19 protein-coding genes and 1 pseudogene are annotated in these 21,633 nt (G+C 73.7%); 8 read left to right on the forward strand and 12 right to left on the reverse strand.

Features of this window, described 5'->3' with window-relative positions:
• Positions 1–27: 27 nt before the first annotated feature.
• On the reverse strand, positions 28–648 hold the full coding sequence (ctaE, locus tag BS72_RS03205; protein WP_037906197.1) for an aa3-type cytochrome oxidase subunit III: 621 nt from the start codon (positions 646–648) through the stop codon (positions 28–30).
• A 176-nt stretch (positions 649–824) separates the two neighbouring features.
• Between ctaE and BS72_RS03210 the strand changes: the two genes are divergently transcribed.
• Positions 825–1,244, forward strand: coding sequence for a response regulator transcription factor (locus BS72_RS03210; RefSeq protein ID WP_037906200.1), 420 nt, complete (start codon positions 825–827; stop codon positions 1,242–1,244).
• Positions 1,245–1,405: 161 nt separating this feature from the next.
• Here the strand turns inward: BS72_RS03210 and BS72_RS03215 are convergent, their stop codons facing one another.
• The 4 genes from BS72_RS03215 to ctaC form a co-directional block, all read right to left on the reverse strand.
• Positions 1,406–2,740 (reverse strand): L,D-transpeptidase, encoded by a 1,335-nt coding sequence (locus BS72_RS03215; protein ID WP_051950592.1) that lies wholly within the window; start codon positions 2,738–2,740, stop codon positions 1,406–1,408.
• Between the two features lie 343 nt (positions 2,741–3,083).
• Positions 3,084–3,482 carry a cytochrome c oxidase subunit 4 gene (locus tag BS72_RS03220; RefSeq protein WP_037906203.1) on the reverse strand — a complete coding sequence of 133 codons (399 nt, stop codon included), beginning with the start codon at positions 3,480–3,482 and terminating at the stop codon, positions 3,084–3,086.
• Complete coding sequence (gene ctaD, locus BS72_RS03225) at positions 3,479–5,218, reverse strand: aa3-type cytochrome oxidase subunit I (RefSeq protein ID WP_037906206.1); 1,740 nt, start codon at positions 5,216–5,218, stop codon at positions 3,479–3,481. Before ctaD ends, BS72_RS03220 begins: the two co-directional genes overlap by 4 nt.
• Complete coding sequence (gene ctaC, locus BS72_RS03230) at positions 5,215–6,207, reverse strand: aa3-type cytochrome oxidase subunit II (protein WP_198545742.1); 993 nt, start codon at positions 6,205–6,207, stop codon at positions 5,215–5,217. The genes ctaD and ctaC overlap by 4 nt, the downstream gene beginning before the upstream one ends.
• Before the next feature lie 288 nt (positions 6,208–6,495).
• Here ctaC and BS72_RS03235 point away from each other — a divergent pair.
• A pseudogene (locus BS72_RS03235) lies at positions 6,496–7,931 on the forward strand (aminotransferase class V-fold PLP-dependent enzyme).
• Between the two features lie 179 nt (positions 7,932–8,110).
• Here the strand turns inward: BS72_RS03235 and BS72_RS03245 are convergent.
• Positions 8,111–9,088 (reverse strand): carbohydrate kinase family protein, encoded by a 978-nt coding sequence (locus BS72_RS03245; protein ID WP_037906213.1) that lies wholly within the window; start codon positions 9,086–9,088, stop codon positions 8,111–8,113.
• A gap of 234 nt (positions 9,089–9,322) precedes the next feature.
• Between BS72_RS03245 and BS72_RS03250 the strand changes: the two genes are divergently transcribed.
• Positions 9,323–10,615 carry a hypothetical protein gene (locus BS72_RS03250; RefSeq protein ID WP_051950594.1) on the forward strand — a complete coding sequence of 431 codons (1,293 nt, stop codon included), beginning with the start codon at positions 9,323–9,325 and terminating at the stop codon, positions 10,613–10,615.
• On the forward strand, positions 10,576–10,833 hold the full coding sequence (locus BS72_RS31965) for a hypothetical protein (protein WP_051950596.1): 258 nt from the start codon (positions 10,576–10,578) through the stop codon (positions 10,831–10,833). Before BS72_RS03250 ends, BS72_RS31965 begins: the two co-directional genes overlap by 40 nt.
• A gap of 143 nt (positions 10,834–10,976) precedes the next feature.
• Here the strand turns inward: BS72_RS31965 and BS72_RS03255 are convergent, their stop codons facing one another.
• A complete protein-coding gene (locus BS72_RS03255) occupies positions 10,977–11,330 on the reverse strand; it encodes a HesB/IscA family protein (RefSeq protein ID WP_037906216.1) in 354 nt (117 codons plus the stop codon).
• A 512-nt stretch (positions 11,331–11,842) separates the two neighbouring features.
• Here BS72_RS03255 and nadA point away from each other — a divergent pair.
• Both nadA and BS72_RS03265 read left to right on the forward strand, forming a co-directional pair.
• Positions 11,843–12,997, forward strand: coding sequence for a quinolinate synthase NadA (nadA, locus tag BS72_RS03260; RefSeq protein WP_037907447.1), 1,155 nt, complete (start codon positions 11,843–11,845; stop codon positions 12,995–12,997).
• 171 nt (positions 12,998–13,168) lie between these two features.
• Positions 13,169–14,113, forward strand: coding sequence for a GNAT family N-acetyltransferase (locus tag BS72_RS03265; protein WP_037906218.1), 945 nt, complete (start codon positions 13,169–13,171; stop codon positions 14,111–14,113).
• A gap of 213 nt (positions 14,114–14,326) precedes the next feature.
• Here BS72_RS03265 and cobT read toward each other — a convergent pair whose 3' ends face one another.
• Positions 14,327–15,469, reverse strand: a complete 1,143-nt coding sequence (gene cobT / locus BS72_RS03270) for a nicotinate-nucleotide--dimethylbenzimidazole phosphoribosyltransferase (protein ID WP_037906220.1) — start codon at positions 15,467–15,469, stop codon at positions 14,327–14,329.
• A 168-nt stretch (positions 15,470–15,637) separates the two neighbouring features.
• Positions 15,638–16,852, reverse strand: coding sequence for a bifunctional adenosylcobinamide kinase/adenosylcobinamide-phosphate guanylyltransferase (locus BS72_RS03275; protein ID WP_037906224.1), 1,215 nt, complete (start codon positions 16,850–16,852; stop codon positions 15,638–15,640).
• 379 nt (positions 16,853–17,231) lie between these two features.
• Here BS72_RS03275 and BS72_RS03280 point away from each other — a divergent pair, with 379 nt between their 5' ends.
• The gene (locus BS72_RS03280) at positions 17,232–17,459 is read left to right on the forward strand and encodes a hypothetical protein (RefSeq protein ID WP_037906226.1); all 228 of its coding nucleotides are present in this window, start codon (positions 17,232–17,234) and stop codon (positions 17,457–17,459) included.
• Positions 17,460–17,561: 102 nt separating this feature from the next.
• Here BS72_RS03280 and BS72_RS03285 read toward each other — a convergent pair whose 3' ends face one another.
• The 3 genes from BS72_RS03285 to BS72_RS03295 form a co-directional block, all read right to left on the reverse strand.
• A complete protein-coding gene (locus BS72_RS03285; protein ID WP_037906229.1) occupies positions 17,562–18,671 on the reverse strand; it encodes a S1C family serine protease in 1,110 nt (369 codons plus the stop codon).
• Positions 18,672–18,922: 251 nt separating this feature from the next.
• Positions 18,923–19,687 carry a class I SAM-dependent methyltransferase gene (locus BS72_RS03290; RefSeq protein WP_051950733.1) on the reverse strand — a complete coding sequence of 255 codons (765 nt, stop codon included), beginning with the start codon at positions 19,685–19,687 and terminating at the stop codon, positions 18,923–18,925.
• A gap of 218 nt (positions 19,688–19,905) precedes the next feature.
• On the reverse strand, positions 19,906–20,499 hold the full coding sequence (locus BS72_RS03295; protein WP_037906231.1) for a DUF3043 domain-containing protein: 594 nt from the start codon (positions 20,497–20,499) through the stop codon (positions 19,906–19,908).
• 235 nt (positions 20,500–20,734) lie between these two features.
• On the opposite strand from BS72_RS03295, the gene BS72_RS03300 reads away from it, so the two are divergent.
• Complete coding sequence (locus BS72_RS03300) at positions 20,735–21,526, forward strand: PspA/IM30 family protein (RefSeq protein WP_037906233.1); 792 nt, start codon at positions 20,735–20,737, stop codon at positions 21,524–21,526.
• The last annotated feature ends 107 nt before the right edge of the window (positions 21,527–21,633 follow it).

The following is a 21,633-nucleotide window of genomic DNA, read 5'->3' on the forward strand; positions in this document are numbered from 1 at the left end:
CCGGTACGGGGCCGACGGCTGGTGCCACTACTTGATCAGGTAGATCGTGGCGAAGAGGCCGATCCAGACGACATCGACGAAGTGCCAGTAGTAGGACACGACGATGGCAGCGGTGGCCTGTTGGTGGGTGAACCGCTTGGCCGCGTACGTCCGGCCCAGGACCAGCAGGAAGGCGATCAGACCGCCCGTCACGTGCAGACCGTGGAACCCGGTGGTCAGGTAGAACACGGAGCCGTACGGCGAGGAGCTGAGGGAGATCCCGTCGTGCTTGACCAGGTTGGTGTACTCGAAGATCTGACCGCCGATGAAGATCGCGCCCATAATGAAGGTCACGATGAACCAGGAGCGCAGCTTCTTCACGTCACCGCGCTCGGCGGCGAACACACCCATCTGGCAGGTGAAGGAGGAGGCCACCAGGATCGCGGTGTTCGTCCCGGAGAAGGGGACGTTCAGCGCGTCGGCGTGCGCTTTCCAGAAGTCGGCACCCGTGACCGACCGCAGGGTGAAGTACATCGCGAAGAGGGCCGCGAAGAACATCAGCTCGGAACTCAGCCAGATGATGGTTCCGACGCTGGTGAGGTTCGGCCGGTTGACCGACGGGTGCGCGTGCCCGGTTTCTACTGCTGTTGCTGTCGCCACGTCCGACATTATGTCGGTCGCTTATCCGGCGCTCACTCCGGGGGTCCCCCTTCGGTGTGTCAAGCCCTCCCGGCGACCCGCACGGCCTAGTTGACCGTCCCCCGATCGGGCGACACCTCCTCCGGAGGGCACCTGCGGGAGTAGGCTCCGACCACGTGTGAAACCGTTCACGAGGAGGTCCGACGATGCAGGCTCACGCCACCGTGCTGGTCTACAGCGACGACGCGAACACCCGGGAGCAGGTCCGGCTCGCGGTCGGCACCCGGCCCGCCTCGGACCTGCCGCCCGTGCGGTATCTGGAGTGCGCGACGCTCCCGGCGGTCCTCAGCGAGCTGGCCGAGGGCGGCGTGGACGCCCTGGTGCTGGACGGCGAGGCCACTCCGGCCGGCGGTATGGGGGTGTGCCGCCAGGTGAAGGACGAGGTCTTCAACTGCCCGCCGGTGCTGGTCCTGATCGGGCGCCCGCAGGACTCCTGGCTGGCCACGTGGAGCCGGGCGGACGCCGCGGTCACCCACCCCGTCGACCCGGTGGCCCTCAGCGACACCCTGGCGATCCTCCTGCGCCGCCGTGTGGCCCCCGAGTCCGGGGCCGTCGCCCACCGCTGACGTACTCCCCCGTCCGGGCGCCCACGCTGCCTGCGTGGGCGCCCGTTGTCACCCGTACGGGTGCGTCCGTTCGTCTTCGCGGTACGTCCGCGTGGGGGTCGTCCGCCCTGCGCCGCACCCGTGACCCCGTGCGGCCGTCGCGCCACAGGCCGCTTCGGTGGTTACGCCGTCTGGGGGCTGAGGCGCGCGGAGTCGCCGGGGTCGCTGTCGACCGGGGTGGTCTGGTCCTGCGAGGAGCCGCCCGAGGTGCTGCCCGAGCCGCCGCCGGAGGTGCTGCCCGAGGAGCCGCCGCCGTGCAGCGCGCTGCCCTTCTGCCAGTCGGCCCAGCTGAGGTTCCAGTCGCCGAAGCCGTTGTCGAACGGGGTCATCATCGGGCCCTGGCTGTTGACGACCTGGACGACGTCGCCGAGCTGCACGTGGTCGAAGAACCAGTGCGCGTCGTCGGTGCTCATGCCGGTGCAGCCGTGGCTGACGTTGGCGTAGCCCTGGGAGCCGACCGACCACGGCGCGGCGTGCACGTATTCACCGCTCCATGTCACCCGGGTGGCCCAGTAGACGGGCAGGTCGTAGGAGTCGGAGCTGCCCGCGGCGATGCCGACGGTGGAGCTCTTCATCTGGACGAACGACTCCTTGTCCAGCACCACCTTGATGCCGTTGCGGGTGTCGAAGCCCGGCTTCCCGGTGGTGACGGGGATGGTGCGCACCACCTTGCCGTCGTCCTTGAACGTCATCTGGTCGGTGGAGGCGTCGGTGAGCGCCTCGACGCGGTCGCCGGTGTGGATGGTCAGCGGCTTGTCCACGCCGCCGTAGAGGTTCTTGCCGACCCGCACCCCGCTGAGGGTGCTGCGGGCGGTGATGGCGGCGTGCGCCGGCCAGTAGGTCTTGGGCCGGTAGTGCAGGGTGCGGTCGTCGACCCAGTACCAGGAGCCGGCGTCGGCCTGCGGGGCGCTGCCGACCTGGAGGTGGGACTCCACGACGGCCCGGCTGGCCTGGTCCTTCACGGGGGCGCTCAGCGTCGCGACGATGGGCTCTCCGACGCCGTAGGTGCCGGCGTCGGGGCCGAAGGTGACGTGGAAGCCGGCGGAGGCGCCGGTGGTGTCGAAGCTGAGGGTCTTGCGGCCGGGGTGGCCGCCGTTGTCCTCGGTGCTCACCCGGACGGTGTAATGGGCGCCTGCCGCGAGCGGGCTGGTGGAGCGCCAGCTCTTGCCGTCGGCGCTGAGCTGGCCGCTGACGTACCGGCCGGTGGCGTCGGTCGCGGTGACGTCGGTGATCTGGGAGCCGTCCTTGACGGAGACCGTCAACGGCTTGGCCGGGTCCGCCTTCCCGCCGCTGACGGCGGTGAAGGTGACCTTCGCGGAGGCGGTGTGCGGCTTGTCGGCCAGCGGGTTGCCGTTGCCGCCGCAGGCAGCGAGGCTCGCCGCCAGGGGGGCGGCGATCAGTACGTGGCGCAGGCGTATGAGGCGCAGGGGGCGGGAGCGTTCGCAGAGGTGGTTCATGCGTTCACGCTAAGAACGGCACCGCCTTCCCGCGCGGTGGACGCCTGCAAAACGGTGAGCCCGTCGCGGCCTCGGCCGGGCGGGCGGCGGGCCGCCGGCCGGCGGCTGACGAGCGGCCGGCTGGCGGCCGGCTGGCGAGGCCGCGGGGCGGGCGTTGGGCCACTGGCAAGGGGTCCGCGAGCGGCCGGCCGGCAGCTGTCGGGCCACTGGCAGAGGGCTGCCGGGCGGCGCCGCCGGGCAGCCGAAAGGGCGGGCCCGGACACCGTTGGAAGGTGTCCGGGCCCGCCCGGGGTCGCTCTCCGACCGGCCACGGGCCCCCTGCCGGGGGCGCCGCGGCGCCGGATCACTGCGTACGGTCCTCGCCTCGGTAGTACTCGAAGACCCAGCCGTACACGCCGAACAGGATCACCGGCAGCGCGAAGAACATCAGCCACCAGCCGAAGATGATGCCGAGGAACGCGAGGCTGCCACCGATCGCCAGGGAGAGCGGCTGCCAGCTGTGCGGGCTGAAGAAGCCCAGCTCGCCGGCGTCGTCGGCGATGTCGGCGTCCTCCCGGTCCTGGGCGCCGGTGTCGGCCCGCCGCGCGGTGAACGCGAGGTAGAAGCCGATCATGGTGCACAGGGCGAAGGCCAGGAAGAGCGCCGTGGTACCGGCCGCCTCATGGGACCACAGGCCGTAGACGATCGCCATCACCAGGATGAAGACGGCGAGTCCGATGAACATCTTGCCCTGGACCTTCACGACCGGCCCTCCACATCGTCGGCACCGGTGATCGGCGCGGTGGTGGCACCAGCGGCGGCCAGCGCGTCGATCGCCGCGATCTCCGGGTGGTGCAGGTCGAAGGCCGGGGATTCAGAGCGGATACGCGGCAGCGTGAGGAAGTTGTGCCGCGGCGGCGGGCAGGAGGTCGCCCACTCCAGCGAGCGGCCGTAGCCCCACGGGTCGTCGACCTCGACCTTCTTGCCGTACTTGGCCGTCTTCCACACGTTGTAGAGGAACGGCAGGATCGACAGGCCGAGCAGGAAGGAGCTGATCGTCGACACCGTGTTCAGCGTGGTGAAGCCGTCGGCCGCCAGGTAGTCGGCGTAGCGGCGGGGCATGCCCTCGACGCCGAGCCAGTGCTGGACCAGGAAGGTGCCGTGGAAGCCGATGAACAGCGTCCAGAAGGTGATCTTCCCGAGCCGCTCGTCGAGCATCTTGCCGGTCATCTTCGGCCACCAGAAGTGGAATCCCGCGAACATCGCGAACACCACGGTGCCGAACACCACGTAGTGGAAGTGGGCCACCACGAAGTAGGAGTCGGAGACGTGGAAGTCCAGCGGCGGCGCGGCGAGGATGACACCGGTCAGACCGCCGAAGGTGAAGGTGATCAGGAATCCGATCGCCCACAGCATCGGGGTCTCGAAACTCAGACTTCCCTTCCACATGGTGCCGATCCAGTTGAAGAACTTCACACCGGTCGGTACCGCGATCAGGAAGGTCATGAAGGAGAAGAACGGCAGCAGCACACCGCCGGTGACGTACATGTGGTGCGCCCACACCGTCACCGAAAGGCCGGCGATGGAGATGGTCGCGGCCACCAGGCCGACGTAGCCGAACATCGGCTTGCGCGAGAAGACCGGGATGACCTCGGAAATGATGCCGAAGAACGGCAGCGCGATGATGTACACCTCGGGATGGCCGAAGAACCAGAACAGGTGCTGCCATAGCAGCGCCCCTCCGTTGGCCGCGTCGAAGACGTGTGCCCCGAATTTCCGGTCGGCCTCCAGGCACAGCAGCGCGGCGGCCAGCACCGGGAAGGCGAGCAGCACCAGGACGGCGGTCAGCAGCACGTTCCAGCAGAAGATCGGCATCCGGAACATCGTCATGCCGGGTGCGCGCATGCAGATGATCGTGGTGATGAAGTTGACCGCGCCGAGGATCGTGCCGAAGCCGGACAGCGCCAGACCCATGATCCACATGTCGGCGCCGACGCTCGGCGAGTTCACCGCGCTGGACAGCGGGGAGTAGGCGAACCAGCCGAAGTCCGCCGCGCCCTGCGGGGTGAGGAAGCCGCCGACGGCGATCAGCGAGCCGAACAGGTAGAGCCAGTAGGCGAACATGTTCAGCCGCGGGAACGCCACGTCGGGCGCGCCGATCTGCAGCGGCATGATCCAGTTCGTGAAGCCCGCGAAGAGCGGGGTCGCGAACATCAGGAGCATCACGGTGCCGTGCATCGTGAACGCCTGGTTGAACTGCTCGTTCGACAGGAACTGGTTCCCGGGGCGGGCGAGCTCGGCGCGCATCAGCAGCGCCATGACGCCGCCGATGAGGAAGAAGGCGAACGAGGTGACCAGGTACAGCGTGCCGATGGTCTTGTGGTCCGTGGTGGTGAGCCACGACACCGCGACCGAGCCCGGCTTCCTGGTGCGTGCCGGGATCTCGTCCTCGTAGGAGTCGTCAGCCGGCGCCGGCTGAGGTTCGTTGAGAATGCTCATGTGGTCTTGGGCTCCGAGTTCTTCGCGTTGCCCGTGGTGGCAATGCCCGCCGGCAGGTAGCCGGTCTGACCCTTGGCCGCCAGGTCCTTGAGGTGCTGCTGGTACTGCGCCGGCGTGACCACCTTGACGTTGAAGAGCATGCGCGAGTGGTCGACACCGCACAGCTCAGCGCACTTGCCCTTGAAGTCGCCCAGCTTGTTCGGGGTGACCTGGAAGTCGTTGGTGTGCCCCGGGATGACGTCCATCTTCATCAGGAACGGCACGATCCAGAAGGAGTGGATGACATCGCGGGAGGTGAGCACGAAGCGCACCGACTGACCCTCGGGCAGCCAGAGGGTCGGGCCGGGCAGGCCGGTGTCCGGGTCCTTGCTGGCGGCGGTGCCGACGTCGTAGACGCCCTCGTCGCCCGGCGTGAAGTCCAGCTTGTTGGTCGGGATCTCCGACAGTTCCTTCGGCACCGTGGCACCGGTGGCGGAGTCGCCGTCCACGTTCTCGACGTAGTTGAATCCCCAGCTCCACTGGAAGCCGACCACGTTGACCACGTGCTGCGGCTTCTTGGAGGTGTCGAGCAGCTTGGACTCGTCACGGGCGGTGAAGTAGAAGAGCACCGCGACGATGACGATCGGAACGACCGTGTACAGCGCCTCAAGGGGCATGTTGTACCGCGTCTGCGGAGGGACCTCGACCTTGGTCCGGCTGCGCCGGTGGAAGATCACGCTCCACAGGATCAGGCCCCAGACAAGGATGCCGGTCACGAGTGCGGCGGCCCACGAACCCTGCCAGAGGGAGAGGATGCGGGGTGCCTGTTCCGTGGCCGGGCTGGGCATGCCGAGGCGGGGGTAGTCCTTGTACGAGCAACCTGTGGCGGTTACCAGGACCAGGCCCGCGGCCAGCGCCCGCGGCAGCCATCGCCGCATCGGGCGCCGAGGCATGGGAGTGCCTCCCACGCCCTTCTGGCCGTGGGGGAGGTCGGAGCCGTTGGGACTCACGTAGCGCCTTCCCGAGAGTCTCGTCCGCGCCACCGGGTGTTCCGGCCGTGTATCTGTCTGGTCGGTCTGCCCCAGGCGCGGGCAAATAAGTGTGGATGTTTATGCGGCACAAACCCTACTGGACGCTATTCCGCGTCTCGCGGGGAGGGGGGCCAACGCGCCGGGGCTCACTCCGAAGGGGTGGAATCACGCGCTCCGGGGGCGTTCTGACACGCCGCCCGCACCCGGTACCGGGGTGGCGCGCACCGCCCGCGCGGGGCCGCCCGAGGCGCGGGGTACGGTGCCGACGTGGCCTATTTCGACGCGGCTTCGGCCGCTCCCCTGCACCCGGTGGCCCGTGAGGCGCTGGTCGCCGCGCTGGACGAGGGGTGGGCCGACCCGGCCCGCCTCTACCGCGAGGGGCGGCGCGCGCGGATGCTGCTGGACGCCGCCCGGGAGGCCGCCGCGGACGCGGTGGGCTGCCGGCCGGACGAGTTGACTTTCACTCCTTCGGGGACCCGCGCCCTCCATTCGGCGGTGGCCGGGGCGGCGGCGGGGCGGCGCCGGGCCGGCCACCGGCTGGTGCTGTCGGCGGTGGAGCACTCGGCGGTGCTGCACGCCGCCGAGGCGGTGCCGCAGGGGCGGGTGGAGTTGGTGGGCGTCGACCGGGAGGGGCGGGTGGACGCCGCGGAGTTCGCCGCCGCGCTGACCCCGGACACCGCCCTGGCCGCGCTCCAGTCGGCCAACCACGAGGTGGGGACGGTGCAGCCGGTCGCCGAGGTGGCCGCAGCGTGCCGAGCCGCGGGGGTGCCGCTGCTGGTGGACGCGGCGCAGTCGCTGGCCTGGGGGCCGGTGGAGGGGCCGTGGTCGCTGCTGGCGGCGAGCGCGCACAAGTGGGGCGGTCCGCCGGGGGTGGGGCTGCTGGCGGTGCGCAAGGGCACCCGGTACGCGGCGCAGGAGCCGCCGGACGAACGGGAGTCGGGCCGGGCCCCGGGGTTCCCGAACCTGCCGGCGGTGGTGGCCGCGGCCGTGTCGCTGCGCGCGGTACGGGAGCGGGCCGAGGCGGAGGGGCGGCGGCTCGCGGCGCTGGTCGACCGCATCCGGGCCCGGGTGCCGGAGCTGGTGCCGGACGCGGAGGTGGTCGGGCACGGCCGGCTGCGGCTGCCGCACCTGGTGACGTTCTCCTGCCTGTACGTGGACGGCGAGGCGCTGCTGACCGGGCTGGACCAGGCGGGGTTCTCCGTGTCGTCCGGCTCCTCCTGCACCTCCGACACGCTGACGCCCAGTCATGTGCTGCGGGCGATGGGCGTGCTCTCCGAGGGCAACGTCCGGGTGTCGCTGCCGCCGGGCACCCCGGAGGCCGAGGTGGAGCGGTTCCTGGACGTGCTGCCGGGGGTGGTGGCGCGGGTGCGGGCGCAGCTGGGGCGCCGTCCTCGGAGCCGCGGCCGCCCGCGGCGGCCGGCTCGGGCGCGGCGGCGCCCGCGGACGGGCCGGAGGGGCGGCAGGGGCCTGAGGAAGCCGCGGGGCTGGTGGTGGACGCGCTCGGGAAGCGCTGCCCGATCCCGGTCATCGAGCTGGCCAAGGTGATCGGCGAGGTGCCGGTGGGCGGGCTGGTCACGGTGCTGTCCGACGACGCGGCGGCCCGGCTGGACGTCCCGGCGTGGTGCGGGATGTGCGAGCAGGAGTACGTGGGCGAGCGGCCGGCCTCCCGCGGCAGCGCGTACGTGGTGCGGCGCCTGCGGTGAGCCCGCGGCGCTCGGGGGGCCGTGGCGACGGGTCGGGGCGGCGCTCGGCCGTCCGCCCTTCGCCGGCCGCCCGCTGACGGGGACCGGCCCCTCGGGGCCGGGTCCGCCGGCGGCGCCGTCGTGCTCCCCGGGGCCCTGCCCGGGAGGGCGGGGGCGTCCCGGGGCGGCCGTCGTGTGGGTCAGGCGGGCAGGTGGTCGCGGACCTCGGTCGCGGCCTCGTCGCCGTACGCCTTGGTGAAGCGCTCGATGAAGTGGCCGCGGCGCAGCTCGTACTCCTGGGTGCCGAGGGTCTCGATGACGAGGGTGGCGAGCATGCAGCCGACCTGCGCGGCGCGCTCCAGGCTGACGCCCCAGGCCAGGCCGGAGAGGAAGCCGGCGCGGAAGGCGTCGCCGACGCCGGTCGGGTCGGCCTTGGTCTCCTCCTCCGCGCAGCCGACGACGATGGACGGCTCGCCCTTGCGGTCGATGCGCACGCCGTTGGCGCCCAGCGTGGTGACGCGGGCGCCGACCCGGTCGAGGATCTCGTCGGCCGTCCAGGCGGTCTTCGCCTCGATCAGGCCGGCCTCGTACTCGTTGTTGAAGAGGTACGCGGCCCCGTCGACCAGGGTGCGGATGTCCTCGCCCTCCATCCGGGCGATCTGCTGGGAGAAGTCGGCGGCGAACGGGATGCCCCGGGTGCGGCACTCCTCGGTGTGCCGCACCATCGCCTCGGGGTCGTCGGCGCCGATGGAGACGAGGTCCAGGCCGCCCACCCGCTCGGCGACGTGCTGGAGCTCGATCAGCCGCGCCTCGCTCATCGCACCGGTGTAGAAGGAGCCGATCTGGTTGTGGTCGGCGTCGGTGGTGCAGATGAACCGGGCGGTGTGCAGCACCTCGGAGATCCGCACCGAGGCGGTGTCCACGCCGTGCCGCTCCAGCCACGCCCGGTACTCGCCGAAGTCGTCGCCGGCCGCGCCCACCAGGATCGGGCGGGTACCGAGCTGGCCCATGCCGAAGCAGATGTTCGCGGCCACCCCGCCGCGCCGGACGTCGAGGCTGTCGACGAGGAACGACAGCGAGACCGTGTGCAGCTGGTCCGCGACGAACTGGTCGGCGAACCGGCCCGGGAAGGACATCAGGTGGTCGGTCGCGATGGACCCGGTGACGGCGATGCGCACGGCGGTGGCTCCTGGGAGATGTGGGTGTCCGGGGGGCGTGGCGGGGGTTCCGCTGTGGTGTAAGGCGCCGTTCACGCTACCCGACGTGGACGGCGGGTGCGTCGCTCCCCGTATCCGGGGCGGTCCTTCGTAGCCTGCTCCCGACGGCCTTGCGCGCGGGGGGAGGCGGGAACCGGACCCGGGGCCGCCGCGTCAGACCGGCGACCCGAGATCGTGGAGCCGAAGGAGCACGTGGTGACGACGGAGCACGAAGGGCAGCAGGGAGCGGGCCCGGAGCCGGCGGCGGGTGGCGGTGCGAAGCGCGGCTGGGCCCGGCCGCACCGGCGACGGACGGCGGTCGTGGCCGTCGCCGCGGCCGTCCTGGCGGTCGGCGCCGGCGGGGCCTGGTGGGCCGCCGCCGCGGGCGGCGGCGGGGACGGCGGCGCGGCGGCGACGCGGGACGCACCCGCGCCGCTGCGCCTGGACGGTTCGGGCGGGCGGGCGGGCGCGGACGGCGCTCGCTACCGGGTGACCGGCACGCTGCCGGCGGGGCCGGCACGGGCGGCGGTCTACCGGACGGGCGGCGACGTCACCGCCTCCGACGTGAGCCGGCTGGCGGGGCTGCTGAAGGTGGCCGGGCCGGTGGTCTCCGACCACGACTCCTGGCGGGTGGGCGGCTCCCAGGGCGGCCCCTCCCTGCTGGTGGCCAAGGCCGCGCCGGGCACCTGGACGTACAGCAGCACCGGTGCGGCCGCCACGCCGGTCCGGCCGGGCGCCGCGGGGGGCACGAACGCGTCCCCCGGCACCCCGGTGTCCGTGGCGGCGGCCGAGGCCGCGGCGGCACCCCTCCTGAAGGGGCTCGGCCTGTCCGACGCCCGGATCGACGCCTCCGGGGCGGTGGGCGGGGTCCGCACGGTGACGGCCGACCCGCGGATCGGCGGGCTGCCGACCTACGACTGGACGACGTCGGTCGAGGTGGGCTCCGACGGCCGCCCGGCCCTGGGCTTCGGGCGGCTGTCGCCACTGGTGAAGGGGGACGAGTACCCGGTGGTGAGCGCCGCGAAGGCGGTGGCCGGGCTGCGCTCCGAGCCGGTGGCGCACCCGATGTACTGCATGGCCGTCCCGGCGTCCGGCACCGGCTCGGGCTCCGGCAGCGGCGATTCGTGCGGGGCGGCGTCCGGCGGCAGCGGGCAGCCGGTGGAGGTGCGCGGCGCGTCCTTCGGGCTGGCCGCGCGGGACGTGGCGGGCCGGCCGGCGCTGGTGCCGTCCTGGCTCTTCCGGGTCGCCCCGGCGGGCTCCGCGACCACGTCGGTGGAGCCGGTGACGGCCGTCGACCCGGCGTACGTCGCGGGGGCGCGAGCGGGACGCCGAGCCCGTCGAGCCCGCCGGCCACGGTGGACCCGGGCGGCCCGGTCGCGCCGGCCTCTCCGCCGGCCTCCGCCGACCCGGGCGGCCCCGAGCGGACGGCCGTTCCGGGCCAGCCGCCGAACGGCACGGGCACCCGCCAGGTGGAGATCTCCTCGTACACCTCGGACGGCCGCACGCTGACCCTCGACTACGAGGGCGGGCTCTGCGACACCTACCAGGCCTCGGCGGCGGCGGACAGCGGGCAGGTGCGGGTGTCGGTGGTGGCGACCCCGAAGCCGAAGGGCACGATGTGCCCGATGCTGGTGCGCCCGCTCACCCAGAAGGTGGAACTGGCGCAGCCGTTGGGTTCGCGGCCGGTCGTGGACACCAGCAACGGCCGGCGGGTGCCGAGGCACTGAGCGCGTCCCCCGGGGACCTGTCTCCCCCGGGGCGGCCCGCCGCTCGGCCTGCGCGGCCGGGCATGCCGAAGCGGCGGCACCCTTCGCGGGTGCCGCCGCTTCGCCACGTCAGCGCCGAGACCGGCCGGGCGGCCGGCGGACGGTCAGTGGAAGGAGTCGCCGCAGGCGCAGGAGCCCGTGGCGTTCGGGTTGTCGATCGTGAAGCCCTGCTTCTCGATGGTGTCGACGAAGTCGACCGAGGCGCCGCCCAGGTAGGGGGCGCTCATCCGGTCGGTGACGACCTTGACGCCGCCGAAGTCCTTGACGACGTCACCGTCGAGGGACCGCTCGTCGAAGAACAGCTGGTAGCGCAGGCCCGAGCAGCCGCCGGGCTGGACGGCGACCCGCAGAGCCAGGTCCTCGCGGCCCTCCTGCTCCAGCAGGCTCTTCACCTTGGCGGCGGCAGCGTCGGACAGGATGATGCCGTCCGTCGTGGTGGTCTCGTCCTGAACCGTCATGTGCTTCACTCCCGGGTTGTACGGACTGCTGGCTACCGATGCCTAACCGGTGCCCCCTCGGATTCATTCCTGTCCGTGGTGACGTTTCCCCTCCCATGTTCGCACACCGGCGCCCCGCTCAGGAGGTGTCCGCAACCACTCGGGAGCGTCCGGGGAGCCTTTCGGGAGCCTTTCCGGATACCGGCCGGGGACGTGTCGGGACGTCCTCCCGTGCCCGGTTCCCGTGCCTCCGACCAGGCGATCGTCCGCCGCCCGCCCCTCGCCCGCCGTTTCCGCGGCCGCACCGGCGCCGTCAGCCCAGCGGTATGCGTCACATTGACGACACCAGCATCGTCAATCTGACACGAACGGGCTATGATAGATAGCGTCAAGTAGACGAAAAGGCTCCGCGCGGCAAGAACGCGCCGCAAAGAAAGGGCTGCCGGCCCGTGACCACCACACCCCACCTGACCGATCCCGCGGACGTCACAGGTGCGGCAGGCGCGGCAGACGCCGCGGCCGCCGCCGACCCGCTGGACGTCCAGCCCTCCCCGCTCGCGCTGCTGCTGCTCGGCCGCGAGTCCGACCCGACCAGCGAGCGCGGCGTGGACTGCCCCGGAGAGCTGCCCGCGCCCTCCGACCCCGACCTGGTGGAGCGGGCCCGGGCCGCCAAGGCCCGCCTGGGCGAGCGGGTGTTCGTCCTCGGCCACCACTACCAGCGCGACGAGGTCATCGAGTTCGCCGACGTCACCGGCGACTCGTTCAAGCTGGCCCGCGACGCCGCCGCCCGGCCCGAGGCCGAGTTCATCGTCTTCTGCGGCGTGCACTTCATGGCGGAGTCCGCCGACATCCTCACCTCCGACCGGCAGCAGGTCGTGCTGCCCGACCTCGCGGCCGGCTGCTCGATGGCCGACATGGCCACCGCCGAGCAGGTCGCCGAGTGCTGGGACGTGCTCGCCGAGGCGGGCGTCGCGGACGCCACGGTGCCGGTGGCGTACATGAACTCCTCCGCCGACATCAAGGCGTTCACCGGGCGCCACGGCGGCACGATCTGCACCTCCTCCAACGCCCGCCGGGCCCTGGAGTGGGCCTTCGACAAGGGCGAGAAGGTGCTCTTCCTGCCCGACCAGCACCTCGGCCGCAACACCGCGGTGCTGGACATGGGCATGACGCTGGAGGACTGCGTCGTCTACAACCCGCACAAGCCGAACGGCGGCCTGACCGCCGAGGAGCTGCGCGCGGCGAAGATGATCCTGTGGCGCGGCCACTGCTCGGTGCACGGCCGCTTCACCCGCGAGTCCGTGGACGAGGTACGCGCCCGCATCCCCGGGGTGACCGTGGTGGCGCACCCCGAGTGCCGGCACGAGGTCATCAGGGCCGCCGACCGCGTCGGCTCCACCGAGCAGATCATCGCCATGCTGGACGAGGCCCCGGCCGGCTCGTCCTGGGCGGTCGGCACCGAGCTGAACCTGGTGCGCCGGCTGGCGAAGGCCCACCCCGACAAGCAGATCGTCTTCCTGGACCGCACGGTCTGCTTCTGCTCCACGATGAACCGGATCGACCTGCCGCACCTGGTGTGGGCCCTGGAGTCGCTGGCCGACGGCCGGGTGGTCAACCGCATCCAGGTCGACGCCGAGACCGAGCACTTCGCCAAGGTCGCGCTGGAGCAGATGCTGGCGCTGCCGTAGCGGAACCGGCCGGTGCCGGGCCGCGGGGAAACGGTTCGGCACCGGGTACGGCACCGGTGCGGCGCTGTACGGCACCGGGCCGGGGCCGACACCGGGCCGCACCCGGCAACACGCCGCGCCGCACCCGACAAGCGTCACCCGTAAGGGAGTTGGCCGGGGCATCATTGAGGGGTGCTTTTCCGGCCGGTACGCGACGACGAGCGGGACGCCGACGTGGTGCGGGAGATCGCCGCGGCGGCCTTCGAGGGGCGGCCCTCCCTGGCCGCACCGCCCGGACCCGGCCCCACGCCCGGACGGCCCGCTCCGGACACAGCGGACGGCCCGGGGACGACCGAGGGCCCGGGATCGGCGGACAGCCCCGAGCGGGCCGCCCGGCGGCGCGGACGGGTGCGGCACCTGGCCCGGACCGACCCGGGCGGCTGCTGGATCGCCGAGGACGAGACGGCCGGGCCGGTGGGCGCGGTGCTCTCCTCCCGGCGCGAGGGCACCTGGGCGCTGTCCCTGCTGGCGGTCGCGCCCGACGCGCAGGGCAAGGAGGTCGGCAAGGCGCTACTGGCCCGCTCGCTCCAGTACGGGCGGGCCTGCCTGCGCGGCGTCGCCTGCGCTCCGGGCCACCCGGTGGCGGTGCGCACGCTGCGGCGGGCCGGCCTGACCGTGCACCCCGCGATGCGGCTGAGCGGCGCCGTGGACGTGGCCCGGCTCGGCCCGCTGGACGGCGCGGTGCACGAGGGGACGGAGCGGCACCGGGACCTGATGGACTCCGTCGACCGCCGCACCCGGGGCGGCGCCCACGGCCCGGACCACGACGAACTCCTGCGCCACCACACGCTGCTGGTCGCCGACGACCTCGCCGGCAGCGGGTACTGCTACACCCGCGGCGGCCGGGTGGAGGCGCTGGCGGCGACCTCCCGCCGGCTGGCCACCCGGCTGCTGACCGCCGCCCTCGCGGCCACCCCGGCGGGCGAGCCGGTGCGGATCGGCCATGTGCTGGCCGAGGCGCAGTGGGCGGTCGACGTGGCCGTCACGGCGGGCCTGTCGGTCACCAGCGACGGCTTCGTCTGCCTCCGCGGCCTGCGCCCGCCCGAACTGGCGATCTTCAGCCGCGCGTTGCCGTGAGCCCGCCCGAACCCGCCTCGGCTGCCGCCTGCCTCGGCCTGCCCCCGGGGCGCCCGGCGCCCGGCGGGGACGGCTTCGGGGACGGCGGGACTGACGGTGCGTCAATCGCCCGACGCCGGACGAGGGCGCCGAGTCGGAAGCCTGGAACCGATCCCGCCGAGCGGAAAGCACCGGCGGGATCGGGGGAAGGGATCAGGGGAGGGCGGGCCCGGCTCAGTCCTCCTGCGGCCGCCCGTCGGCCGCCTCGGGCTCGGCCGCCTCGGGCTCGCGCTCGGGCTCGGCCGCCTCGGGCTCGGCCGTCTCGGGCTCGTCGGAGGCGGCCACGTCGAGGCCGGCCGAGAGGGCCGCCGCGGCCTGGAGGAGCGGCAGGGCCAGCAGCGCGCCCGCGCCGCCGCCCACCCGCACCCCGCGCTCGACCAGCGGGTCGAGGGAGATCCGGTCCAGCGCCTTGGCCTGGCCGGGCTCCTCGGTGGAGGTGCCCGCCACCCACCAGTCGGGCGCCCGGAAGGCGACCCGCTGGGCCACCAGCGCGCAGGCGGCGCTAACCACGCCGTCCAGCACCACGGGCAGCTTGCGGACGGCCGCCTGGAGCAGGAACCCGGTGGTGGCGGTGAGGTCCGCGCCGCCCACCGCGGCCAGCAGCGCGAGCTGGTCGCCGAGCACCGGGCGGGCCCGGCGCAGGCCGTCGCGGATCGCCGCGCACTTGCGCATCCACGCGAGGTCGTCGATGCCGGAGCCGCGCCCGGTCACCACGGAGGCGTCGGTCCCGCACAGCGCGGCGATGAGCACGCCGGCGGCGGTGGTGCCGCCCACGCTCAGGTCACCCAGGAGGACGAGGTCGGTGCCGGAGTCGGCCTCCTCGTCGGCGAGGGCCATGCCGGTGCGGAACGCCTGCTCGGCCTCGTCGCGGGTGAGCGCGTCCTCGACGTCGAGCCGGCCCGAGCCGCGCCGCACCCGGTGGCCGGCGACCTCGGCGGGCAGCTCGGCCGGGTCGCAGTCGACCGCCACGTCGACCACCCGGAGCCCGGCGCCGTACTGGCGGGCCAGAATCGCGGCCGGCGAGGCGCCCTCCACCGCGGCCCGCACCAACTCGGCGGTGGAGCCGGCCGGCTGGGCCGAGACCTCCAGCTCGGCGACGCCGTGGTCCCCGGCGAAGACCACCACCCGGGGGCGCTCGATCGGCTTCACGACCGCGGTGCCGCGCACCGCCGCCAGCCAGTCGGCCAGTTCGGCCACCCGGCCCAGGCCGCCCTGCGGCCGGACCAGACCGGCCCAGCGCTCCTGGGAGTCCCTCCGGACCCCCGCGTCCGGCCGCTCCACCAGGCTTGCGAACTCATCCATGTCGATCCCAGTCACCCGCCGAACGTTACCGCCCGCGGGCGGCGGCGCGGCGCCCCTCCCCCGGCTCGCGACTCAGCGGCCCCACCAGAACCACTGGCCACACTGACCACACGGCCTTACCCGCCCTCCGCCCCGGCCCCGCGCCCCCGGCCGGCTCCACCGGCTCCACCGGGTCCACCGGGTTCACCGCAGGGGCAGCGGGATACCGGCGACCACCAGCAGCACGTGTTCGGACCGGGCGGCCACCGCCGCGTTGAGACGGCCGAGTTCGTCGCGGAAGCGGCGTCCGGCGGAGGTGGCGGGCACCACGCCGGAGCCGACCTCGTTGGAGACCGCGACGACCGTGCGGCGGGTGGCGCGCCAGGCCGCGCACAGCGCGTCGACCTCGGCCCGGACCTTCGCGGCGGCGCCGTCCCGCCAGGCGGCGTCCTCCCAGGCGCCGGCGGCGTCCATCACCGCGGTGAGCCACAACGACAGGCAGTCCACCAGCATCGGGGGGCCGTCGGCGTCGGCGAGCAGGGGGACCAGGTCGCAGGTCTCGGCGGTCTGCCAGGACCCCGGACGGCGCTCGCGGTGCGCGCTCACCCGTTCGGCCCAGTCGGAGTCGCCCTCGCGGGTACCGCCGGTGGCCACGTACAGGACGTCGGGAAACGCCTCCAGGCGCCGTTCGGCCTCGGCCGACTTGCCCGAACGGGCGCCGCCGAGCACCAGGGTGCGGCGCGGCACGTCGGGGACCTGGTGGTAGTCGCCGGCCACCAGCACGGTGCCGTCGGGCACCGCGCGGGCGCCGACCGCCGCCAGCCGCCGCGCCAGTTCGGGGCCGGGCGGCGCGTCGTGTCCGAGGTGCACGGCGACGACGTCGGTGGTGGCCGCGACCTCCCCGGCCGCCCGCAGCCGGGCCAGCGCGTCGGGCCGGCCCAGCACGTCCAGGAGCACCACGTCATAGGGCCCCCGCGCCGGGCCGCCGCGGTCGGCCGCCAGCCCGGCCGGGGCGCAACCGGGCGGCAGGTACAGGGCGCGGGAGCCGTCGGGCCCCTCGACGGCGTACCCGGTGCCCGGCGCGTCGGTGGGCACGGCCCGTACCCGGTGCCCGGTGGTCAGGGGAAGCCGCTGGCCGTCGGGCACCCGCGCGGGGGCGGGCAGGCCGGGCGGGACCTCCAGCGGCGGACCGTCGTGCGGATGCGACAGCAGGACCAGGCGCAGCGCCCCCAGACTCCGCCCTGCCCGGGCCGCGGCCAGGGCGAGGGCGGGCGCGAGGTCGAGCAGCACCACGCCGTCGACCAGCACCGACGTCGCGGCACGGGCGGCGGCGCCGTCGGCCAGGGCGCAGACCGCGCAGGGGCAGCCGGGCACGGGCAGGCCCTCGGGGGCGCCGGTGCCGAGCAGAGTGAGTTCCACGCCACGATCTTCGCGCGTCCGCCGCGCGCGAGCGCGCCGGGCCGCCCGGGCGGCACCGGACGGGGTCCGAGCGGGGGCCGAGCGGGAGTCCGAGCGGCAGTCGAGAAGAGGGGTTCCGGCGGCCTTCCGCGCGGGGTCCCGGCGGTGTTCCGCACCGGGCGCGGGCGGGACCGGACGGGGTCCCGGCGGGGTCCGGTCCTCCGAGCGCCCCGCCGTCGCCCCGGCCGTCGCCCCCGCCGACGCGCTCGTGACGCCCTCTCGACGGCCGCCGGGACGCGCTGGCAAGATCGCTCGGGATCACCGGTGCCCGGCGAGTGCGGCGGCTACGCTGCCCGGGCGGCGGTTTTTGGGCGCCCATCCCCGGACCCGAGGAGCGAGCATGGCGTGGACGTGGCGGTTCGAGAAGTCCGACGGCACCGAGGTGCCGCCCGCGGTGCAGCCCGAGGAGTTCGCCACCCAGGGCGACGCCGAGTCGTGGGTCGGCGAGGTGTGGAAGGACCTGCTGGCCGGCGGCGCCGACCAGGTCGTGCTCTTCGAGGACGACACGAGGATCTACGGCCCGATGAGCCTCCACGAGGAGACCGCCGCCGCGCCCGAGCAGGCATAGGCGCTTCCAGCGGTCCGACCGCCCGGCGCGATCCGCACCAAGCGGTCGGGCGGTCGGGCGGTCGGTTCGGGCGGTCGCCGCTGTCGGCGCCGTCACCCGCGGTCACAGGGAGCCCAGCGTGACCTCCGCCGTCTTCGTCGACGTACCGCGCGTGTAGGTCACCTTCGTCTTGTCCCCCGGGCGGAGGGCGGCCAGCGCCTCGGAGAGCGACTGGACGGTGGTGATCTGCGTGTTGCCGACGCGGGTGATGACGTCGCCCGCCTTGAGGCCCGCCTTCGCCGCCGCCCCGTTCTTCTCCTCGGTGACGATCGCGACGCCCGCCGGCTGGAAGTTCTCGCCGACGACCCCGCGCACGGTCACCCCGAGGGCCGCACGGCCGGAGTCGGTGACCTTGCCGTGCTCGATGATCTGGTCGGCGATGCGCTTGACCGTCGAGGACGGGATGGCGAAGCCGATACCGGGCGCCGCGCCGCTGCCGAGCTGCGGGTCGGTGGCGGCGAGGGTGGGGATGCCGATCACCTGGTTGTCGAGCGAGACCAGCGCGCCCCCGCTGTTGCCCGGGTTGATCGCGGCCGAGGTCTGCACCATGTCCGGGATGGTCGCGCCGGTGCCGCCGCCGGACTCGCCCTCGCTGACCGTCCGCCCGGTCGCCGAGACGATGCCCTCGGTCACGCTGCTGGACAGCCCCAGCGGGTTGCCCATGGCCAGCACCAGCTCGCCGACCCCGACCTTCGAGGTGTCGGCGAAGGAGGCCGGCTTGAGGCTCTTGGGCGGCGAGGACAGCCGCACCACGGCGAGGTCGTTGGCCGGGAAGGACGACACGAGGGTGGCCGCCAGCGGCTTCCCGCCGGTGGCCAGCGAGACCTGGAAGTTCTTGGCGTCACCGACCACGTGGGCGTTGGTGACGATGTCGCCCTTGCTGTCGTAGACGACGCCGGAGCCGAGGTCCTGGCTGGTGGTGATCTGCACGACCGACGGCAGGACGGCCTTGACGGTCTGCTGGTAGGCGCTCTGGAGCCCCTGGGCGGAGGTGTCGGCCTGGGCCGCCGCGGCCTCCGCGGGGCCGCTCGCCGAGGCCGCGTCGGAGACCGGGGACGCGCCGGTGGTCGGGGTGCATCCGGAGACGAGCAGCAGCGCGGCGCCGCTGAGGCCGGCGGCGCCGGCGAGCGCGGTTCGGGTGGAGCGGGAGCGGGCGGAGTGCGATCGGCTCATGTCCGAATTGTCCCGTCGGGTCGAGGCTCGGGCCCGGCCCGCACCGCCATTCGGGTCACCCCCGAGGCGCCCCTCCCCTGACCGACGCGGCCTGGCACCGGTCCCGCTACGACCCGCACACCGGCCCGTACACCGGCTTATGCACCGGCCCGTACACCGCCCGCACACCGGCCCCGAACCCGCCGCGGACGCGCCGCCGAAGCCGTGCCGTCAGCCCCTGCCCCGTGCCCCCGTCCCAGGCCGTAGGGGCCTCAGCTCCGCACTCCGCACAGGTGCAGCAGCGCCGCCACACCCCGGTACGGGTCGGTGCGCCCCGCCCGGTCCTCCGCCTCCAGCAGCAGCGCCAGCTCGCGCGGGTCGCGGGGCACCTGGTCCTGGTCGGAGGCCATGTCGGTGAACACGCGGACGCCGTACCAGTCACGCGGCGGCACCCCGATGCCGCGCATGGTGGCGGCCAGCCGGTCCAGGCGGTCGGCGCGCGTGGCCTGGCCCAGCCGGTTGGTGTCGGCGTCGGCCCCGAACGCGGCGAGCGCCCCGGACCAGTCGCCGAACAGGCCCGGCCGCATGGCCAGCGAGCCCCCGTTGCGGACCAGCACCGACAGCAGGCCGCCCGGCGCCAGCACCCGGGCCAGCGCGGCCAGCAGCGGCTCGGGGTCGGGCAGGTACATCAGCACGCCGTGGCAGAGCACCACGTCGAACCAGGCCGGGCCGAAGTGCCGGCCGGTGTCCCGGCCGTCCCCGCCCAGCACCACGAACCGCTCCCGCACGTCCGCCGGCTCGGCCGCCACCGCCTGCCGCAGCGCGGCCAGCATCGTCGGGTTCGACTCCAGCCCCGTCACCAGGTGGCCTAGGCGGGCCAGCCGCAACGCCTGGGTACCCTGGGCGGGGCCTATGTCCAGCACCCGCAGCCGCCGCACGGCGTAGCCGCCGGAGGGGTCCGGGAAGCACGCGGCGATCTGCTCGTCGAGCTGGCGGGCCACCAGCTCCTGCCGGACGGTGTTCCGCAGTCCGCCCAGCTGGCCCAGCCGGCCCTCCGCACCGCTCGCGAACCCGCCCGCTCCGGGAGCACCAGGGACGTCGGGAACGCCGGGCACGCCCGGAACACCCAACGGGTGGCCGGGATGGCCCTGCTGGCCGGGGTGTCCAGGGTGGCCCTGCTGAGCCGGGTAGCCCTGCTGGCCCGGGTAGGCGGAGTGGTCCGGGTAGTCGGAGGCCGGGGCGGGGTATCCCCCGCTCAGAGCTTGGTCCCGCGGGTGACCTGCGGCTTCGGCAGCCTCAGCCGCCGCATCTGCAGGCTGCGGGTGATCGCGTACATCGTCGTACGGGGGGTGGTGTCCTTCGGGAAGCGGCGGCGCAGCTCGCCGCGCATCCGCACCACCATGATCACGGTGTCCACGACGATGCCGACGATGACCACCAGCCACAGCAGGAGCATCAGGTCCTGCATGCCGCCGACCGCGCTCAGGATGAGGATGACCACCGCCAGCGGCAGGAAGAACTCGGCGAAGCGGGTCCGGGAGTCGACGTAGTCGCGGATGAACTTGCGGACCTGGCCCTTGTCGCGGGCCGGCAGGTACCTCTCGTCACCGCCGGCCAGCGCCTCGCGCTGTTTGGCCATGTCGGCCCGGCGGGCCTCCCGGGTCTTGCGCGCGGCGGTCTTGCGGTCCATGGGCCCGGTGGCCGCGGCCTTGCGCCGGGCGCTCTGCGCCTCACTGCGCTTGGGCGTCGGGCGGCCCTTGGGCGCCTGGGCATCGCGGGGCTGCTCGTCGACCATCACGGTACCCGGGGTGGTGGACTGCTCATCTTCTGAGGAACGGCGTCGGAACACACGACCAAGGTTACGTGCTCGCGGCCCGACACCCCAGTCCCCGGCCTCATCCCCGGGGATGAGGCCCGACACCCTGGGAACGTCCCTCATCCCTGGGCCCGAGGCCGGGGTCGCTTGATCGTCCCTGCGGATGAGTGCATCCGCACCAGGGCAGTGCGGTAATGGAACCAGGGCCCGTAGGCTTGAGTCTGTAGCAGTGCCGGAGCAGTTGCCGAGAAGGGGGCGCGCGAAGCCCATGAGCGGTGTCATGAAGCGGATGGGGATGATCTTCCGCGCGAAGGCGAACAAGGCCCTGGACCGGGCCGAGGACCCGCGCGAGACCCTCGACTACTCGTACCAGAAGCAGCTGGAGCTGCTGCAGAAGGTGCGCCGCGGAGTGGCCGACGTCGCCACTTCGCGCAAGCGGCTGGAGCTCCAGCTGAACGAGCTCCAGAAGAAGTCGACCACGTACGAGGAGCAGGGCCGCAAGGCGCTCGCCCTGGGCCGCGAGGACCTGGCCCGCGAAGCGCTCTCCCGCCGCGCCGCGCTCCAGCAGCAGGTGACCGACCTCCAGGCCCAGCACACCCAGCTCCAGGGCGAGGAGGAGAAGCTCACCCTCGCCTCCCAGCGGCTCCAGGCCAAGGTGGACGCCTTCCGCACGAAGAAGGAGACCATCAAGGCCACCTACACCGCCGCCCAGGCGCAGACCCAGATCGGCGAGGCGTTCTCCGGCATCTCCGAGGAGATGGGCGACGTCGGCATGGCCATCCAGCGGGCCGAGGACAAGACCGAGCAGCTGCGGGCCCGGGCCGGCGCCCTGGACGAGCTGATGGCCTCCGGCGCGCTCGACGACCCCAGCGGCCTGGCCAAGGACGACCTCCAGGCGGAGCTGGACCGGCTCTCCGGCGGCAGCGACGTCGAGCTGGAGCTCCAGCGCATGAAGGCGGAGCTGGCCGGCGGCAGCGGGCAGCAGGCGATCGAGGGCGGCCAGAGCGGACAGGCCGCCCAGGGCCAGCAGCAGGAAGCCCCGCGCTTCGACAAGCAGTGACGGCACGGCACCACAAGCAGTGAGGGCGCGGCCCGGCCGCGCCCGGCACGTCTGAGGCAGTCCCGTGCGGGTCTGCCCGGCTCCGAGCAGGTTCGGTGGACGGAGGA

This window comes from Actinacidiphila yeochonensis CN732 (assembly GCF_000745345.1).
Lineage (GTDB): Bacteria > Actinomycetota > Actinomycetes > Streptomycetales > Streptomycetaceae > Actinacidiphila > Actinacidiphila yeochonensis.

What these genes read in the sequence shown, in the direction of transcription:
- ctaD (WP_037906206.1), bottom strand. Translation starts at nt 5,218, where the DNA reads ATGAGCATTCTCAACGAACCTCAGCCGGCGCCGGCTGACGACTCCTAC.
- BS72_RS03255 (WP_037906216.1), bottom strand. Translation starts at nt 11,330, where the DNA reads ATGACGGTTCAGGACGAGACCACCACGACGGACGGCATCATCCTGTCC.
- BS72_RS03300 (WP_037906233.1), top strand. Translation starts at nt 20,735, where the DNA reads ATGAGCGGTGTCATGAAGCGGATGGGGATGATCTTCCGCGCGAAGGCG.
- BS72_RS03215 (WP_051950592.1), bottom strand. Translation starts at nt 2,740, where the DNA reads ATGAACCACCTCTGCGAACGCTCCCGCCCCCTGCGCCTCATACGCCTG.
- BS72_RS03210 (WP_037906200.1), top strand. Translation starts at nt 825, where the DNA reads ATGCAGGCTCACGCCACCGTGCTGGTCTACAGCGACGACGCGAACACC.
- ctaE (WP_037906197.1), bottom strand. Translation starts at nt 648, where the DNA reads ATGTCGGACGTGGCGACAGCAACAGCAGTAGAAACCGGGCACGCGCAC.
- BS72_RS03285 (WP_037906229.1), bottom strand. Translation starts at nt 18,671, where the DNA reads ATGAGCCGATCGCACTCCGCCCGCTCCCGCTCCACCCGAACCGCGCTC.
- BS72_RS03280 (WP_037906226.1), top strand. Translation starts at nt 17,232, where the DNA reads ATGGCGTGGACGTGGCGGTTCGAGAAGTCCGACGGCACCGAGGTGCCG.